This window comes from Mesorhizobium sp. M0870 (assembly GCF_040319775.1).
Taxonomy (GTDB): domain Bacteria; phylum Pseudomonadota; class Alphaproteobacteria; order Rhizobiales; family Rhizobiaceae; genus Mesorhizobium.
The window spans coordinates 1-16406 of sequence record NZ_JAMYOI010000033.1; the positions used below are offsets into that span (position 1 = coordinate 1).

At 64.3% G+C, this 16406-nt stretch carries 18 protein-coding genes; 8 read left to right on the plus strand and 10 right to left on the minus strand.

What is annotated here, in order from left to right; all coding sequences use genetic code 11:
• Positions 1 to 144 precede the first annotated feature (144 nt).
• From NKH97_RS28205 to NKH97_RS28225, 5 genes are read right to left on the minus strand one after another with little or no spacing between them, the layout of a single operon-like run.
• Positions 145 to 918, minus strand: coding sequence for a LamB/YcsF family protein (locus NKH97_RS28205; protein ID WP_031212611.1), 774 nt, complete (start codon positions 916 to 918; stop codon positions 145 to 147).
• Between the two features lie 37 nt (positions 919 to 955).
• Positions 956 to 1345 (minus strand): acetyl-CoA carboxylase biotin carboxyl carrier protein, encoded by a 390-nt coding sequence (locus NKH97_RS28210; protein ID WP_023809521.1) that lies wholly within the window; start codon positions 1343 to 1345, stop codon positions 956 to 958.
• Positions 1335 to 2708, minus strand: coding sequence for an acetyl-CoA carboxylase biotin carboxylase subunit (gene accC, locus NKH97_RS28215; RefSeq protein ID WP_023809522.1), 1374 nt, complete (start codon positions 2706 to 2708; stop codon positions 1335 to 1337). The genes NKH97_RS28210 and accC overlap by 11 nt, the downstream gene beginning before the upstream one ends.
• Before the next feature lie 5 nt (positions 2709 to 2713).
• The gene (locus tag NKH97_RS28220; protein ID WP_023809523.1) at positions 2714 to 3163 is read right to left on the minus strand and encodes an acetyl-CoA carboxylase biotin carboxyl carrier protein; all 450 of its coding nucleotides are present in this window, start codon (positions 3161 to 3163) and stop codon (positions 2714 to 2716) included.
• An 8-nt stretch (positions 3164 to 3171) separates the two neighbouring features.
• Complete coding sequence (locus tag NKH97_RS28225; RefSeq protein WP_352442509.1) at positions 3172 to 4374, minus strand: pyridoxal phosphate-dependent aminotransferase; 1203 nt, start codon at positions 4372 to 4374, stop codon at positions 3172 to 3174.
• Positions 4375 to 4577: 203 nt separating this feature from the next.
• On the opposite strand from NKH97_RS28225, the gene NKH97_RS28230 reads away from it, so the two are divergent.
• Positions 4578 to 5756, plus strand: a complete 1179-nt coding sequence (locus NKH97_RS28230) for an NAD(P)/FAD-dependent oxidoreductase (protein ID WP_128303862.1) — start codon at positions 4578 to 4580, stop codon at positions 5754 to 5756.
• 106 nt (positions 5757 to 5862) lie between these two features.
• Positions 5863 to 6516, plus strand: coding sequence for a GntR family transcriptional regulator (locus NKH97_RS28235; RefSeq protein WP_027167548.1), 654 nt, complete (start codon positions 5863 to 5865; stop codon positions 6514 to 6516).
• A gap of 46 nt (positions 6517 to 6562) precedes the next feature.
• Here the strand turns inward: NKH97_RS28235 and NKH97_RS28240 are convergent, their stop codons facing one another.
• From NKH97_RS28240 to NKH97_RS28260, 5 genes are all read right to left on the minus strand, one after another.
• Positions 6563 to 7012, minus strand: coding sequence for a VOC family protein (locus tag NKH97_RS28240; RefSeq protein ID WP_023809527.1), 450 nt, complete (start codon positions 7010 to 7012; stop codon positions 6563 to 6565).
• A gap of 20 nt (positions 7013 to 7032) precedes the next feature.
• Complete coding sequence (locus tag NKH97_RS28245) at positions 7033 to 7812, minus strand: SDR family NAD(P)-dependent oxidoreductase (protein ID WP_023809528.1); 780 nt, start codon at positions 7810 to 7812, stop codon at positions 7033 to 7035.
• Positions 7813 to 7906: 94 nt separating this feature from the next.
• Positions 7907 to 9385, minus strand: a complete 1479-nt coding sequence (locus NKH97_RS28250) for an aldehyde dehydrogenase (RefSeq protein ID WP_352675254.1) — start codon at positions 9383 to 9385, stop codon at positions 7907 to 7909.
• 8 nt (positions 9386 to 9393) lie between these two features.
• Complete coding sequence (locus tag NKH97_RS28255; protein WP_352799214.1) at positions 9394 to 9981, minus strand: thiamine pyrophosphate-dependent enzyme; 588 nt, start codon at positions 9979 to 9981, stop codon at positions 9394 to 9396.
• Positions 9982 to 9986: 5 nt separating this feature from the next.
• Complete coding sequence (locus tag NKH97_RS28260; RefSeq protein WP_352799215.1) at positions 9987 to 10559, minus strand: thiamine pyrophosphate-binding protein; 573 nt, start codon at positions 10557 to 10559, stop codon at positions 9987 to 9989.
• A 101-nt stretch (positions 10560 to 10660) separates the two neighbouring features.
• Here NKH97_RS28260 and NKH97_RS28265 point away from each other — a divergent pair, with 101 nt between their 5' ends.
• The 6 genes from NKH97_RS28265 to NKH97_RS28290 all read left to right on the plus strand — a co-directional run bounded on the left by NKH97_RS28265 (position 10661) and on the right by NKH97_RS28290 (position 16382).
• Positions 10661 to 11596, plus strand: coding sequence for a LysR family transcriptional regulator (locus NKH97_RS28265; protein ID WP_127267891.1), 936 nt, complete (start codon positions 10661 to 10663; stop codon positions 11594 to 11596).
• Positions 11597 to 11701: 105 nt separating this feature from the next.
• Complete coding sequence (locus tag NKH97_RS28270; protein WP_023809532.1) at positions 11702 to 12850, plus strand: acyl-CoA dehydrogenase family protein; 1149 nt, start codon at positions 11702 to 11704, stop codon at positions 12848 to 12850.
• 9 nt (positions 12851 to 12859) lie between these two features.
• Entirely contained in the window at positions 12860 to 13600 is a 741-nt protein-coding gene (locus tag NKH97_RS28275) for an NAD(P)H-dependent oxidoreductase (protein ID WP_352799216.1), read from the plus strand.
• Positions 13593 to 14723 carry a CaiB/BaiF CoA transferase family protein gene (locus tag NKH97_RS28280; RefSeq protein ID WP_352442506.1) on the plus strand — a complete coding sequence of 377 codons (1131 nt, stop codon included), beginning with the start codon at positions 13593 to 13595 and terminating at the stop codon, positions 14721 to 14723. Before NKH97_RS28275 ends, NKH97_RS28280 begins: the two co-directional genes overlap by 8 nt.
• Positions 14724 to 14733: 10 nt before the next feature.
• Positions 14734 to 15576 carry an HTD2 family dehydratase gene (locus NKH97_RS28285; protein WP_023809535.1) on the plus strand — a complete coding sequence of 281 codons (843 nt, stop codon included), beginning with the start codon at positions 14734 to 14736 and terminating at the stop codon, positions 15574 to 15576.
• On the plus strand, positions 15570 to 16382 hold the full coding sequence (locus NKH97_RS28290; protein ID WP_023809536.1) for an HpcH/HpaI aldolase/citrate lyase family protein: 813 nt from the start codon (positions 15570 to 15572) through the stop codon (positions 16380 to 16382). Before NKH97_RS28285 ends, NKH97_RS28290 begins: the two co-directional genes overlap by 7 nt.
• The last annotated feature ends 24 nt before the right edge of the window (positions 16383 to 16406 follow it).

The following is a 16406-nucleotide window of genomic DNA, read 5'->3' on the forward strand; positions in this document are numbered from 1 at the left end:
CCGGCCTGGCTTGTAAACCCGCTTCGGCCCTCCGCGCCGCCCCCGCCCACCCCTTTTCCCCCGGGGCGCCCCCCTCCCGCGGGGCGGGTTGCTACCCGGCCCGGGGCGGCGCCGTCGGCCCGGCCCGCGTAACCGTTCGGTCGCTTAGGCCGCGAACGCTCTGACCCTGACGCCGCTTGCCTCAAGCCGTCTCCTGACATGCGCGGCGATGGCGACGGCAGCCGGCGTGTCGCTGTGGACGCAGATCGAATCGATCGGCGTCCGCAGCATCTGCCCGGAAAGCGTCTCGATGGCGCCTTGCTTGACCATTCGGACGACCCGTTCGGCTGCCCTCTCGGCGTCGTGGATGACAGCGCCTTCCAGCTTGCGCGAAACAAGGAAGCCTTCCTCCGTATAGGCGCGGTCGGCGAATATCTCGGACCTGACCGTCAGCCCAGCGTCGCGCGCGATCCTGTCCTGGAAGCCGAGCGCAATGACCAGGCAGATCAGGCCGGGATCGACGGCCTTGACCGCGCGCGTCACCGCTTCGGCGACGCCACGATCGGTCTGGGTAAGATTGCCTAGCGCGCCATGCGCCTTCACATAGTGGATCGGGTGGCCGGCATAGGCGGAAAGCGCCTGCGCCGCGCCGATCTGGTAGGCGACCAGCCTTTCGATCTCATCCATGGAATGCGGAATGATGCGGCGTCCGAACCCCCACAGATCGGCGAAGCTCGGATGCGCGCCAACGGCAACGCCCTTGTCGCGCGCCATCGAGAAGGTGGCAGCCATGATCTCGGGGTCGCCGGCATGAAAGCCGCAGGCGACATTGGCGGAACTGACGATGTCGAGGATCGCCGCATCGTCGCCGAGCCTGTAGGCTCCAAAACCCTCGCCCATGTCGGAATTGATATCGACCTGCAATCCTTGGGCCGCCATGGCGCTTTCCTCAGTGGTTCGAACCATCGCCTTTGCTTCACACCAGCTCGTAGAGCGGCGTGCCGTAGCCGACGACCGCTCCGTCCTCGATCAGCGCCGCGCCCAGCACGCCGTCTACCGGCGCGAGCACGGCCTTCAGGCATGGGCCGACCTGCAGGACGCCGACCGTCTCGCCCTTGCGAACCACCTGGCCAGGGTCGGCAACCGGCCGACCGGTCGTTGGATGATCGAGACGGAACACGCCGACGCCGGGCGCGCGCACGCCTTTGAAGACCGTTTCGGCCTTCGGGGCTTCGGCCGCGGGTGTCGAGGGAACAACGGATTGCATGTGCAGGCGCAACGAAAAGCCGGCCTCCGACACTTCGATCTCGCCGATGCCGGCGCTAACACACCAGCCGGCCAGCCTTTCGAGCTCCTCAACCGTCATCGCCGCCTCGTCCCTGGAGCAGACCGCCTTCAATGAGACGTTCAAGATGATGGATATCGAAGCCGCCGGCGGCAAAGCCGGGCTCCTCCATCAGGAGGCCGTGGAGCGGCGCGTTGGTGGCGATGCCGACAGCCTCCATCTCGCCCAGCGCGCCGCTCATGCGCCGGATCGCCTCGGCCCGCGTCGCGCCATGCGCCAGCAGCTTGGCCACCAGGGAATCGTAGTGCGGCGGCACGGTGTAACCGGAGTAGAGATGCGATTCGACGCGGATTCCCGGGCCGCCGGGCGGCGTCCAGCGCTCGACCCGGCCCGGATGCGGGCGAAAGCTGTAGGGATCTTCAGCGTTGATGCGGCATTCGACGGCGTGGCCCTGGATGCGGATGTCTTCCTGGCTGAACGACAGGGCTTCGCCCCGGGCGATGCGGATCTGCTCGCGCACGATATCGATGCCGGTGACAAGTTCCGTGACGGGATGCTCCACCTGCACGCGGGTGTTCATCTCGATGAAAGAGAAGCGCCCGTCCTCGTAGAGGAATTCGAACGTGCCCGCGCCTGTATAGCCGATGGTTAGGCATGCGTGGGCACACAGCTCGCCGATCTCGGCAATCGCCTCGCGGGCGATGCCGGGCGCCGGCGCCTCCTCAATGATCTTCTGGTGGCGGCGCTGCATGGAGCAATCCCGCTCGCCTAACCACACCGCCTTGCCATGCTTGTCCGCCAGAATCTGAATCTCGATATGGCGCGGGTGCTCAAGGAATTTCTCCAGATAGACTTGCGGGTTGCCGAAGGCCCGGTCCGCCTCTTTCACCGCCATCGAAACGGCTTCCAACAGAGCGCGCTGCTCGCGCACGATGCGCATGCCGCGCCCGCCGCCGCCGCCCGCCGCCTTGACGATGACCGGATAGCCGATGGCCTCGGCAATGGCGCGCACTGCCTGCTCGTCCTGCGGCAGCGCCCCCTCCGACCCTGCAACGCAGGGAACGCCGGCAGCGATCATCGTGCGCTTGGCGGAGACCTTGTCGCCCAAGGTGCGGATCGCCGCGGCCGACGGCCCGATGAAGGCGAGGCCGGCATTTTCGACGGCCTCGGCGAAGGCGGCGTTTTCCGAGAGGAAACCATAGCCCGGATGGATCGCGCCCGCGCCGGTGAGTTGCGCGGCCGCGATGATCTCGGCGATATTGAGATAGCTCTCCGTCGCCGCAGCCGGCCCGATGCAGATCGCCCTGTCCGCCAGCGCGACATGGCGAAGGCTCGCGTCGGCTTCCGAGTGCGCTGCCACCGTCTTCAATCCGAGATCGCGGCAGGCGCGCAGGATGCGCAGCGCGATTTCACCGCGGTTGGCGATAAGGACGGTGTCGAACATCGCCGCTAGCCCAAATCTTCGAGAACGAACAGCACATCGCCGGACTGCACGGCGGCATGGTCGTCCAACGCGATCTGGACGATCCGCCCAGCGCGATCGGATTCCACGACGTTGAACGTCTTCATGGCTTCGAGGACACCGACCTTCTGCCCTTCCACGACCACATCGCCAACCGAAGCGAGCGGCGGTTCGCCTTCGGTGCCGGAACGGTAGAACACGCCGGTCAGCGGCGCGCGGATCGAATGCCGCGCGATGGGCGGAGCTGTCGAAGCCGGATTTGTGAAGACGGCAGGGCCGGCGGCTGACCCCGACTGCGGCGAAGGCTGCGACGCGGATTGCGCCAGCACCCCCTGCCTGGACATGCGGATACGAACGCCATCGCGCTCGATCTCCAACTCGGCAATGGGCGAACGCGAGACAAATTCGATCAGCTTCTGGACGAAGTCGAGATCCATCGCCGGCCCTATCGCAGCGCTTCGACAGCCTCGGCGATACGCCCGATCGCTTTTTCGATCAGGTCCATCGACGTGGCTATGGAAATGCGGAAATGCGGCGACAGGCCGTAGGCAGAGCCCTGCACCACCGCGACCCGCGCCTGATCGAGCAGGTAAAGCGAGAAGTCGTCGTCGCTGCCGATAGGAGTGCCGTCCGGGCGGCGACGACCGATCAGGGCCGAGCAATTGGGATAGAGATAGAAGGCGCCCTCGGGCGTCCGGCAGGTGAGACCGGGAATCGCGCGCAGCAGATCCAAAGCGCGGTCGCGCCGTGCCTGGAATTCGAGCGCCCGAGGGCGAAGAAAGTCCTGAGGACCTTCCAGTGCGGCAATGGTCGCGGCCTGCGAGATGGATGACGGGTTCGACGTGCTTTGGCTCTGCACGGTCGCCATGGCGCGGATCAGCGGTTCCGGCCCGCCGGCATAGCCGATCCGCCAGCCGGTCATGGCATAGGCCTTCGACACCCCGTTCACTGTCAGCGTACGGTCCTTCAGCCTCGGCTCGACGCCGGCGATGGTATGGAAGGTTCGTCCATCGAACAGGATATGCTCGTAGATGTCGTCGGTCAGAACGTGCACATGCGGGTGATCGAGCAACACCCCCGCCAGCCCCGCAAGTTCGTCGCGGCTATAGACGGCGCCTGTCGGGTTGGAAGGCGTGTTGAGCAGCAGCCATTTGGTGCGCCCGGTGATCGCGGCTCGCAGGGCTTGCGGTGTCAGTTTGAAGCCCTGCGGCTCCGTGCAGGGAACGACCACGGGCTTGCCTTCGCCGAGCAGGACGATGTCGGTGTAGGAAACCCAATAGGGCGCTGGGACAACCACCTCGTCGCCGGGGGCCAGCGTTGCCAGCAGGGCGTTGTAGATGATCTGCTTGGCGCCGCCCGCGACACTGATTTGCGAAGGCTTGTAATCGAGGCCGTTCTCGCGCCTGAATTTTCCGGCCACCGCCTTCTTCAGCGCGGCGGTGCCGTCGACCGCCGTATAGCGCGTCTCCCCCCTGCGCATCGCCTCGTAGGCTGCCTCGACGATGTGCGGAGGCGTCGGAAAATCCGGTTCGCCGGCGCTCAGGCTGATGACGTCGATGCCGGCCGAGCGCATTTCGATTGCCCGCGCGGTGACCGCCATGCTGGGGCTTGGCTTGATGACGTCGAGACGGGGAGCGATCAGGCCCACGGGAAATCCTCGGCATGGCTGCCGCGACGTTGCCGGGCAGGTGATATCTGTTACAAATTGGATAATGTATTCTGTTTTTCACGTCAAACCTCTTTTTCTGCATCGAAGACCGGGTTATGTCTCATTCTGGTGGTGGGCCGATAGGGGAAAGTATCCAATCCTTGTCGCCACGGATGATATTCGAGATAGGGAACGCGATTGGTATGGGCACAAACTATGATGTGGTGATCGTCGGCGGTGGCGTTGTCGGCAGCTCGATCGCCTACTTTCTGTCAGCCAATCCGGATTTCGATGGCAGGATCGCGGTGATCGAGCGGGACCCGTACTACACGGCGTCCTCGTCTTCCTTGTCGACCAGCGCCATCCGCCAGCAGTTCGGCACGGCGCCCAACATTGCCATGTCGAAGTTCAGCATCGACTTCCTGCGCCAGGTAAAGACGCGGCTTGCCATCGGCGACGAGTTGGCCGACATCGGCCTGCATGAGCCCGGCTACCTCGTGCTGGCGACACCCGAGCGGGCAGACGCGCAGCGTGCCAAGAATCGCGTTCAGCGCGGCATGGGCGTCGACGCCGAACTGATCGAGCAGGTCGATCTGGCACGACGCTTCCCGTGGCTCAACACGGACGATCTCGCCCTTGGCTCGCTCGGCCTTGGCAGCGAAGGCTGGTTCGACGGCCCCGGCCTGATGCAGGCCTTCCGTCGGAAGGCGCGCACGCAGGGCGTGAACTATCTTGCCGCGACGGTGACCGGACTGACCATGGCGTCTCCCCAAAAGGTCGGCGAAGTGGTGCTCGACAATGGCGACCGGCTTGCCGCCGGCACGGTGATCAACGCGGCCGGACCATGGAGCGCGGGCATTGCCAGGATGGCCGGCGCCGAGCTGCCGGTTGTCCCGAGCAAGCGCTGCGTCTTCGTCTTCGAAACGCCGGCAAGGATCGAAAACTGCCCCTTCGTCTTCGACACGAGCGGCTTCTGGCTGCGGCCGGAAGGTCAGCTCTTCCTGTGCGGTATTCCGCCGGTGCGCGAGAACGAGCCGGACGATTTTGGCCTAGATGTGGATTACGACTTGTTCGACGAGTTGATCTGGCCGGCGCTCGCCCATCGCGTGCCCGGCTTCGAACAATTGCGCATGCTGCGCGCCTGGGCGGGGCTCTACGAATACAACACCTTCGACCACAGCGGCATCATCGGCCGGCATCCCGAGGTGTCGAACTTTGTCCTGGCCACCGGCTTCAGCGGCCACGGCATGATGCATGCAGCGGCGACCGGGTCGGGCGTCAGTGATCTCATTGCCTATGGCGAGTACCGCTCTGTCGACCTGTCGGCCTTCCGCTACGAACGGATCGCTGGCAATCAGCCTATCGAGGAACATGTCTACTGAAGCGAAACGGGCGACATGGCATCGCAGTGACAACGGTGCTATGCGTCCACTTCTTCAATCAAAACGGCGCCAGTCAACAAACACGGCGGCCGCCTCAGGCTGATTCATGCTCGTACAGAAGAAAACCATCTCGACCCAGGTCGCCGATGCCATCAGGCAGAAGATCCTGATCGGCGAATACGAGGCCAACTTCCAGCTGCGGCAGGAGCATCTGGCCACCGAGTTCGGCGTCAGCCGAATTCCGGTGCGAGAGGCGCTGCATCAGCTTCATTCGGAAGGCTTCGTCACGCTGGTTTCCCACAAGGGCGCCGTCGTCACCTCCATTTCCCTGGACGAGATCCTCGAGCTCTACGAATTGCGAGCCCGGATCGAAACATGGCTGCTGGCCCTGGCCATTCCAAGGATGACGGAGGCAGACCTCGCGCTGGCTCGCGAGCGCGCAAAGCAGCACCAGGAGCAGGGCAAGACCGGCGAGTACTCGAACCAGCTCAACTGGAACTTCCACGCCGCGCTCTACGCGCCGTCCGGCCGCAAGGCGACGATCGAACTGGTCGGGCGCATCTACCAGCAGCTGGAACGCTACACGCGCATGATGGTGACGCTCACCGAGATCCAGGCCCAGTCCGACCGCGACCACTGGCAGCTCATCGACCTGTGCGAAGCCAAGGATACGCTGCGCGCCGTCGGCCTTTTGGAAATGCATATCATCACCAGCGGCAAATTCCTGGTCGACCGGCTTCAGGAATTGCGGGGCAGCTGATCAGTCGCCCCGTCTCCTTGTCCAGCCCCAATCCTTCGCGCGAAGATCATTTGCCGGGCAGATTGGTCGCCCGGGTCAGCAGGATCACGCCTGCCTTGTCGGCTGTGTCGTAGTAGGTGAAGCCGGTGCGGTTTTCCCGGCGCCCGCGCATCAGCACGGCAAGTCCGTCGGTTTTCGCCTTGGTTTCGGCTGCGTCCGCATCACGAACCTCGAAGCCGATATGGAAGACACCTTCACCCTTGCTGTCGAGATGAATTCGCTGCGGTGAAGGATCGCCGTTCGGCTGGCACAGCTGCAGCTGAACGTTCGGCAAGTTGCAAATCCGATATTGCATCGCCTTGAAACCCTCGGGGCTTGGGACCTGCAGTTCTTCGTATTCAGCCAGCGGCGGATAGGGCTCCCATGGCCCGATGCCGATGGAGTCGTAGTAGGCCTGCGCCTTGTCGATATCGTGCACGACGATGCAGATGTGATGCAGCTTTTCGAAATTACCCATGTCGTCACTCCCCATTCTTCTCACTCCTTGATCGGGACCGTATAGTTCAGCACGCGGCGCCCCCCGTCGGGGTAGATCGTCTCGCCGGTGATGTAGGAAGCGTCGTCGCTGGCCAGGAACGCCACGACCGAGGCGATCTCGGCTGCCGTGCCGAGGCGCCCGAGCGGTGTACGCGAAAGGACCGCCCGTCTCATTTCTTCCGAATCGATGAATGTCCCGTCCATGACCATGTCCGTGGCGATGGTGCCCGGGCCGACACCGACCACACGGATGCCATGGGGAGCGAAGGCGACGGCCGCGGTGCTGGTGACCTGGTTCATGCCGCCCTTGGAGATCGCGTAGGTGGCGACACGCGGGTTGGCGAGGCCCGAATTGATCGACGACATGTTGATGATGACGCCGCCTCCACCTTGCGCGATCATCTGGCGGGCTGCGGCCTGGGTGCCCATGAACGCGCCCTTCAGATTGACGGCGAGAACCCTGTCGTAGTCCGCCTCTGTGATGTCGAGAAAGTCCTGGACCGGAGCGATGCCGGCATTGTTGACCATGATGTCGACACGGCCGAACTTCGCCACCGCCGCTGCAATCAGCCCATCGATCTGTTCCTTCTTGCTGACATCCGTAACGACCGCCAGGACGCTGTCGGTGGTGCCGATTTCAGCGGCACATTTTTCTAGCTCCACGGCATTGATGTCGCCGAGCACGAGCTTCGCGCCTTCGGCCAAAAAGCGTTCCGCGCAAGCGCGTCCGATGCCGCGCGCCGCGCCTGTGACAACAGCCACCTTGCCTGCCTGTCTCATGTCCAATCCTTCGATCATTTGTAAGTCGGCCACCGTCTCAAGGACTATGGGCCGAGCTTGGCTACGGATGGGGATTCTCCCACCGAAGCCTAGCCTAGCGGATAACGAAGGGATTGGCGGTCTTGCCGGCGGTGTCTATCCACACCGTCTTGGTCTGCAGATAGGAATTGATGGCATCCTGCCCGCTTTCGCGCCCGATACCGCTCCTCTTGTAGCCGCCGAAGGGCGCCATGTAGGAGACGGCACGGTATGAATTGATCCAGACCATCCCCGCCTCCATTGCGGCCGCGCCGCGCAACGCCCGGCCCATGTCGCTGGTCCATATTCCTGCCGCCAGCCCGTAGGGGCTGTCATTGGCAATGGCGAAAGCCTCTTCCTCGTCGTCGAACGGAATGACCGAAAGGATCGGTCCGAACACCTCTTCGCGCGCGATCCGCATGGTGTTGTTCACGCCAGTGAAGATGGTGGGCTCGACGAACCAGCCCTCGGCCAATTCACCCGAGGCCGGCTTGCCGCCGCCCAGCACGCAAAGCGCACCCTCGCGGCGCGCGATGCCGAGATAGGACAGCACCTTCTCGCGCTGGGCTTGCGTGGTGATCGGCCCCACCTGCGTCTCTTGCAGCGCCGGATTGCCCAGTCGAGCGCTGGCCGCCAGCGTTATGACGCTCTCCACGAACCGGTCGTGGATTTTGCGATGCACCAGCAGCCGCGAACCCGCGATGCAGGTCTGGCCACTGGCGGCGAAGATGCCTGAGATCGCGCCGTTGACCGCGCCCTCGATATCGGCATCGTCGAAGACGATGTTGGCCGATTTGCCGCCGAGCTCCAGCGTGACGACTTTTAGCTGTTCGGCAGCCGCCCGATAGACCGCGATCCCGCCAGGCTCACCACCGGTGAAGGCGATCTTGGCGACGTCGGGATGAGAGACGAGTGGCGCGCCGACATCAAGCGGCATGCCGGTAACGGTGTTGACCACGCCGGGCGGGAAGCCTGCCCGCGCAAACAGTTTCACGAACTCCAGCGTCGAGGCCGAGGCGTGTTCCGACGGTTTGATGACGACAGTGTTGCCTGCCGCCAGCAGCGGCGCGAGCTTCCATGTCAGGAGCAAAAGCGGCGAATTCCAGGGCACGATCGCTGCAATGACACCCAGCGGCTCGTGGCGGGTGAAAGCGAACATGCCAGCCTTGTCGATCGGCAGCACCGACCCTTCGATCTTGTCGGCAAGACCGCCGAAATAGCGGAACCATTCCGGGATATAGCGCAGCTGTGCCGTCATTTCGGTGAGCAGCTTGCCATTGTCGCGCGTCTCGATGGCGGCAATGCGATCCGCGTTCTCCGCGATCAGCTCAGCCAGCCGCACGAGCAGCTTGCCGCGCGCGGTGGGCGTGATCCCGGCCCACTCCTTCGACCGGAAAGCAGCCTTGGCGGAGGCTACGGCGGCATCCACCTCGGCCTGTCCATCGCGCGGAATCAGCGCCCAGGGCCTGCCGGTGAACGGATCATGGCTCTCGAATGTATCGGCTGTCGATTGCAACCGACCGCCGACCGTGTTCTGGAAACTGACCAGCGCCATATCGGTCCTCAACAGGTGGCAAAGCCCAGATGGGCGCGAAAGCGGTTCTTGACCTCGACCGCGTCGCGCGGCGGCAGCGAGCGCGGCAGGTTCTCGGCGGTGATTTTCAGCACGAAAAGGCGCGGACCGTCGGCCGGATGCCGAAGCTCTTCACACAGCGTGTCGACCTCCTCCAGCGTACGCAGCTCGGCGGTCTTCGAAAAACCGCAAGCGGCCGCGACCTTGTCGAAACCAATGCCCTTGCCGGTATGGCTCGACTGCATGCCGGTCTCGCCGAAATGCTGGTTGTCGAGCACGATCAGGTCGAGATTTTTCGGCCGCGCCACCGAGATCGTCGCCAGCGAACCGAACGCCATGAGCTGTTCGCCATCTCCGGTGATCACCATGACCCGCTTGTCGGGCTGGGCCTGGGCAAGCCCCAGGCCGATCAGCGCAGCACCGCCCATGGCGCCCCACAGATAATAGTTGTCGTTGCGGTCACCGGCAGCATGCACGTCGTAGCTCGGCGAGCCGAGACCGGTCACGACCAGGGCGCCATCGCGGGCGTCGAGCAGCTTCTTCACCGCAACCCGGCGGTCCATCGTCGGTAAATTCATGTCGCTCACCACTTCTTCTTGCCGAGCAGCCGCTGCCCGATCAGCACGGCAATCTGCTGGTCGGCGTCGAAAGCCATCAAGGCTGCCTGCGCCACCGTCTCCACCAGGTCGGGACCGGTTTCGGCGCGCAGCACCCTGAGGCCGATCGCCTTCAGCGAGGCCTCCGTCGCCTGCCCCATTGGCACCTGCCACGGATTGAACTCGGCCCACTCGCCTCGCATCGTCACCAGGACGAGCAGGGGAAAGCGCGCCTGCACGGGAAGCGACAGCATGTTGATGCAATTGCCGACGCCTGAGGATTGCATGAGCACGACGCTCCGCTTGCCGCCGAGCCAGGAGCCTGCGGCAATGGCGATGCCCTCCTCCTCCGTCGTCAGCACATTGGTGACGACTTCGGGATCCTCACTGAAAAGGCGGATCAATGTGGTATGACCGGCATCCGGCACATAGGACATCTGGCTGATGCCGGCAGCCTTGAGCACCTCATAGACCTGATCCGGCCACTGCCTTTCAGACGCCGCCGGAGCGGCTGCAAGCGCTGCTGCTTGCGGATGTTTTGTTTCTACGCTCGCCGTCACCTTGGAACCCCGAGAATTTGGATTGGAGCCAGACTACCTCGGTCATCCGATCTAATCTTCGGCTCTTTCTCGTGATCAGATATAATGGTATGCGATAGCTCATGGAGTTATCGCAGCTACGCACCCTCATCCACGTCGCCGAACTCGGCAGCCTCAGCAAGGCTGCCGACCGGCTGCACATCGCGCAGCCGGCGCTCAGTCGGCAGGTGCGCATGCTGGAGGAGGAATTGGGGTTTGCCCTTTTCCTGCGCCATGGACGCGGCATGGTGCTGTCTGAGCAGGGCAAGGAGGTGCTGGCGCACGCCATGCGCGTGATGGCCGAGATCGACGAGATCCGCGCCACGGCCACGCCCGCCGATGCGCCGCTAACCGGCGAAGTGGCCATCGGCCTGCCGCCCACCGTTGCCGACATTATTTCGCTGCCGCTGGCGGCCGCCTTCGGCAAGGCCCATCCCAAGGCCAAGCTCAGACTTGTCAGTGCCTACACCGGCTATCTGCTGGACTGGATGCACCGCGGCGAGGTGGACGTTGCGGTGCTCTACGACCCGCGCATGGCGCGTTCGCTGCGCTCGCGCCCGCTGCTCCTGGAAAACCTGTTCCTGATCGGACCGCCGGACGCGGGATTTTCCACCGTGCGCGCCGTATCGTTCGCCTCGCTCGCGGGCAAGCGCCTGCTGCTGCCCAGCATCAAGCACGGGTTGCGCATCATCGTCGAACGCTGCGCCACGGATGCCGGCATCACGCTCGATGTCGGCATCGAAGCGGACTCATACTCCGCGCTGAAGGACCTAGTGCGCAACGGCCATGGCTGGACGATCCTGCCGCTCGCTCCTATCCATGCCGACGTGACCGCCGGGCTGCTCACCGCCGCGCCGTTGATCGATCCGGTGCCCGTGCGCCGCCTGATCCTTGCATACCCGGCGGACCGGCCTGCCTCGCGGCTGGCGCGGTTTGCCGGACAAGCGATCGAGGACATCGCCAAGGATCTTGTCGGGCGGGCCGTCTGGGTTGGCCAGCTTCTCGGTCCTCCGCCATAAGCATTTGAATTTCGTTATATCTGCTCACGCCTGCCTTGCATTGCGGATAGGGCGTCGAGGCGCGATAGTGAGGCCTGCAGCAAGACGAAAAGCCGGACAAACCTCATGGAACACTACCAGGACATTCGCGATGCCGTCGCCAGGTTGTGCGCGCGCTTTCCCGGAGAATACTGGCGCGCACTCGACAGGGACATGACCTACCCCGGTGAATTCGTCGCAGCGCTGACGCAGGCCGGTTGGCTCTCGATCCTGATCCCGGAGGCCTATGATGGCTCGGGCTTGCCGCTTTCGGCCGCCGCTGCCGTGCTGGAGGAAATCCAGCGCGCCGGCTGCAATGGTGGCGCCTGCCATGCCCAGATGTACACGATGGGCACGCTTGTTCGCCACGGCTCGGAAGCCCAGAAGCAGCGATATCTGCCGAAGGTCGCCACAGGAGAATTGCGCCTGCAGGCCTTCGGCGTCACGGAACCGAGCAGCGGCACCGACACCGGCGCGCTCAAGACTACTGCTCGCCTCGACGGCGATCATTTCGTGGTCAAGGGCCAGAAGATCTGGACCAGCCGTGCCGAGCATTCCGATCTGATGCTGCTGCTGGCGCGGACCACGCCGCTGAAGGACGGCATGAAAAAGACCGACGGCCTCTCCGTCCTCATCGTCGACATGCGCGAAGCCGTCGGCAACGGCCTCACAATCCGGCCGATCCGCACCATGATGAACCATGCCACCACGGAAGTCTTCTTCGACGATCTGCGCGTGCCGGTCGAAAACCTGATCGGCGAAGAGGGAAAGGGATTCCGCTACATCCTCTCGGGCATGAACGCCGAGCGTATCCTGATTGCCGCCGAGTGCATCGGCGATGCGAAATGGTTCATCGAAAAGGCCAGCACCTACGCAAAGGAGCGGCATGTGTTTGGCCGGGCAATCGGCCAGAACCAGGGCATCCAGTTCCCGATCGCAAGGGCCTACGCCAACATGCGCGCAGCTGAATTGATGGTGCGCCAGGCGCTGAGCCTCTACGAGGCCGGCAAGAACCCCGGCGCTGAAGCCAACATGGCCAAGATGCTGGCGGCCGACGCTTCGAACGAAGCCGCCAATGTCTGCATCCAGACTTATGGCGGGTTCGGTTTCGCTGAAGAATACGATGTCGAGCGCAAGTTCCGCGAGACGCGTCTCTATCAGGTCGCGCCGATCTCGACCAACCTCATCCTGTCATACCTTTCCGAGCACGTGCTTGGACTGCCGCGTTCCTACTAGGAGTCGTCCGTGAACGTCCTCATCGTCTACGCCCACCCGGAAGCAAAATCCTTCAACGGCGCCATGAAGGATCTCGCCGTGGAAAACCTGACCCGCGCCGGCCACGACGTGGTTGTCAGCGACCTCTATGCGATGGGCTTCAATCCTGTCGCAGGGCCGGGCGACATATCGGGCGAGCGCAACGATCCAGACTTCTTCAGCCTGCCGCGCGAGCAGACCGCCGCCTACGAGGCCGACGCACTCGCGGCCGACATAAACGCCGAGGTCGAAAAGGTGAAGCGGGCGGATTTCGTGCTGTTCCAGTTCCCGGTCTGGTGGTTCGGAATGCCTGCAATGCTCAAGGGCTGGGCCGATCGCGTCTTCGCGCGCGGTTTCGCCTATATGCCGGGCCGCAAATACGACACCGGCATGTTCAGGGGAAAGCTCGCCATGGTGGCCGCCACCACGGGCACGTCGGCCGACACCTACGCGCCCGATGGCATCGACGGCGACATCCTCACGGTGCTGTGGCCGATCCACAATGGTCTGCTGCGCTATTCCGGCTTCGACGTGCTGCCGCCCTTCGTCGCCTATATGCCGGGCCGTGTCGGCGACGATGGCCGCAAGGCCTATCTGGAAGCCTACCGCAAGAGGCTTGAGGACATTGATGGCACGCCGCATCTGTTCTTCCACGCAGCCGAGGACTACGGCAAGAACGAGCGGCTGAAGCCTGGTGTGCTGGCGCGCTCGGGAGTGCAGCGCAATGTCTGACGGCGCCCGCCCACTGGAGGGCCTGTTTGTCGTTTCGATCGAGCAGGCCGTCGCCGCTCCGCTCTGCACGGTCCGCCTTGCCGATGCCGGCGCACGCGTCGTGAAGATCGAGCGCCCGGAAGGCGAAACCGCGCGTCACTACGATTCCGCAGTGGAGGGCATGTCCGCTTACTTCGTCTGGCTCAACCGCGGCAAGGAGAGCGCGGTGCTCGACCTGAAGACCGAGCACGACCTGGCTCTCCTGCACCGGATGGTCGCGCGCGCCGACGTCCTCGTGCAGAATCTCGTGCCGGGCGCCATCGACAGGCTCGGCCTCTCGGCCGATACAATCGCGAAGGAGTTTCCTCGGCTGATAGCCATCAACATCGTTGGCTACGGGCAGGACACGCCCTACGCGGCCATGCGCGCCTACGACATGCTGGTGCAGGCCGAAAGCGGCATCTGCGCCGTTACCGGCACACCGGACACGCCGAGCAAGGTCGGGGTTTCCGCCGCCGACATCGCCACCGGCATGAATGCCCATGCAGCGATCCTCGAAGCCTTGCTCGCGCGCCAGAAGACTGGGCGCGGTCGCATTGTCGAGATTGCCATGTTCGACGCCATGGCCGATTGGATGACCGTGCCGCTGCTGCACTACGAATATGCGGGCCGTGAGACCCAGAGATATGGCCTGGCGCACGCTTCGATCTACCCCTATCGACCCTATGCCTGTCGGGATGGCAGCGTGGTCGTGTCCATCCAGCAGAACAATGAATGGAAGCGCTTCTGCACGCTCGTGCTGCAAAGGCAGGATCTGTTCGCCGACGAACGCTTCGCCACCAATGCCTGGCGGGTGGCCAATCGCACGGCACTCGACGCCGAGATCGAACCGATCTTCGCGGCAATCGACTGCGAAGTGGCTATAAACCGTCTCAACGAGGCGCAGATCGCCTGGGGCCGGGTGAGCGCAATGAACGACCTGCCGCACCACAAGGCGTTGCGCCGGACAGAGGTGGCGCTGCCGGACGGCAGGCGCATCTCCGTGCCGATGCCGGCAGGGCGGTCGGAGGGGTTCGCAACGGTCCCCAGCGTTCCCGCCCTTGGCGCCGATACGGACCGGATCCGGTCCGAATTCGCCGCCTGACGAGGACCTGATGAGCCTGGACATAACCACGCTGCAGGAATGGGTTGGACGCACACACACGGTCGAGGACATTGTCACCCCGCGCCTGCTGGCCAGCTTTGGCGCCACGCTTGGGGACCACGCGGCGCAGACTGCCGAGGGCGCGGCCCCGCCAGGACTGCACTGGTGCCTGACGCCGGACATTGCCGCCATGCGTGAACTCGGACCTGACGGGCACCCGGCCAAAGGCGGCTTCCTGCCACCGGTGCCGCTTCCGCGCCGCATGTGGGCTGCCAGCGACGTGCGTTTCATGGCGACGATCCGCTCCGGCGACCCCATCCGCCGCCGCTCGACATTGACCGCCATAGAGGAGAAGCATGGCCGCAGCGGCCCCCTCACCTTCGTCACGGTCCGGCACGACATTGCCAACGATTCCGGTCCGGTGATCGAGGAGGACCAGACCATCGTCTATCGCGCCGCCGAAGCTGCTGCGGCGACCCCTGCCCCGCCGGCCAATTCGCCCCTGGCCGCATCGCACGAGCGCACGATCAACGTCGATCCCGTGCTGCTCTTTCGATATTCCGCGCTGACGTTCAACGGGCACCGCATCCACTATGACGCGCCCTACGCCACGACGGTCGAGCACTATTCCGGGCTCGTCATCCATGGCCCGTTGCAGGCGACGCTGCTGATGAACTTCGCCACCGCCATTGCCGGCACGTCGCCGCGCCGTTTCTCGTTCCGCGGCGTGCATCCCGCGACCGGCCCGCAGCGCCTGCTTTTGAGCGCAACATCCCGAGGCCAAGATGGCATGGCCCTCGAGGTACGGTCGGCCGACGGCCATGTGACGGTGAAGGCCACGGCGCAATGGTGAGCTTCGTCACGCCTGTGGTGCCGCTCTTCGTACCCGGCTCGCGGCCGGAGCGCTTTGCCAAGGCCGACAGCAGCGGCGCGGATGCGGTCATTCTCGACCTCGAGGATGCCGTCGCCCCTGGCGACAAGGAGCGCGCCCGGGAAGCAGTCGTTGCCCATGCAGCCGTGCTGACATCCGCGGTCGTGGTTCGCATCAACGCCGTCGGCACACCCTGGCACGAAGTGGATATCGATGCCGTGCGGCGCCTCGACGGCGTCTCCGTCATGCTGCCCAAGGCCGAGCGGCCGGAAGACATTACTGATATGACCAGGCACATGGCACGCAGCGTTTCCGTCATCGCGCTGGTCGAGAGTGCTGTCGGCCTTGCCAATCTGCCGGACATATTGGCCACGCCCGGCGTCGTTGCCGTCGCCTTCGGCTCGGTCGACTTCTCGCTCGATCTCGGTTGCGCGCATGATCGGCTGATCCTGCTTGCGGCTCGCAGCGAAATCGTCTGGCGCTCGCGCGCCGCTGGCCGGGCCGCGCCGATCGACGGCGTAACGACCGACCTGAGCAATCCTGAAATCACGGAGGATGACGCCCGCCACGCCATGAAGATGGGTTTTGGCGGCAAGATGGCCATCCATCCGAGGCAGATCGAGCCGATTCGCAATGGCTTTCGCCCGAGCGAAAATGACATCACATGGGCACGCGACATCATTGGCGCGGCCTCATCAGGCGAAGCCAGCCAGGTGAACGGCGAGATGGTGGATCGGCCGGTCATCGAACGTGCAAGGCAGGTCCTGCGCCGGGCCGCTTTGGTCTAAAGGGCATGCCAGAGGAGGAGCAAC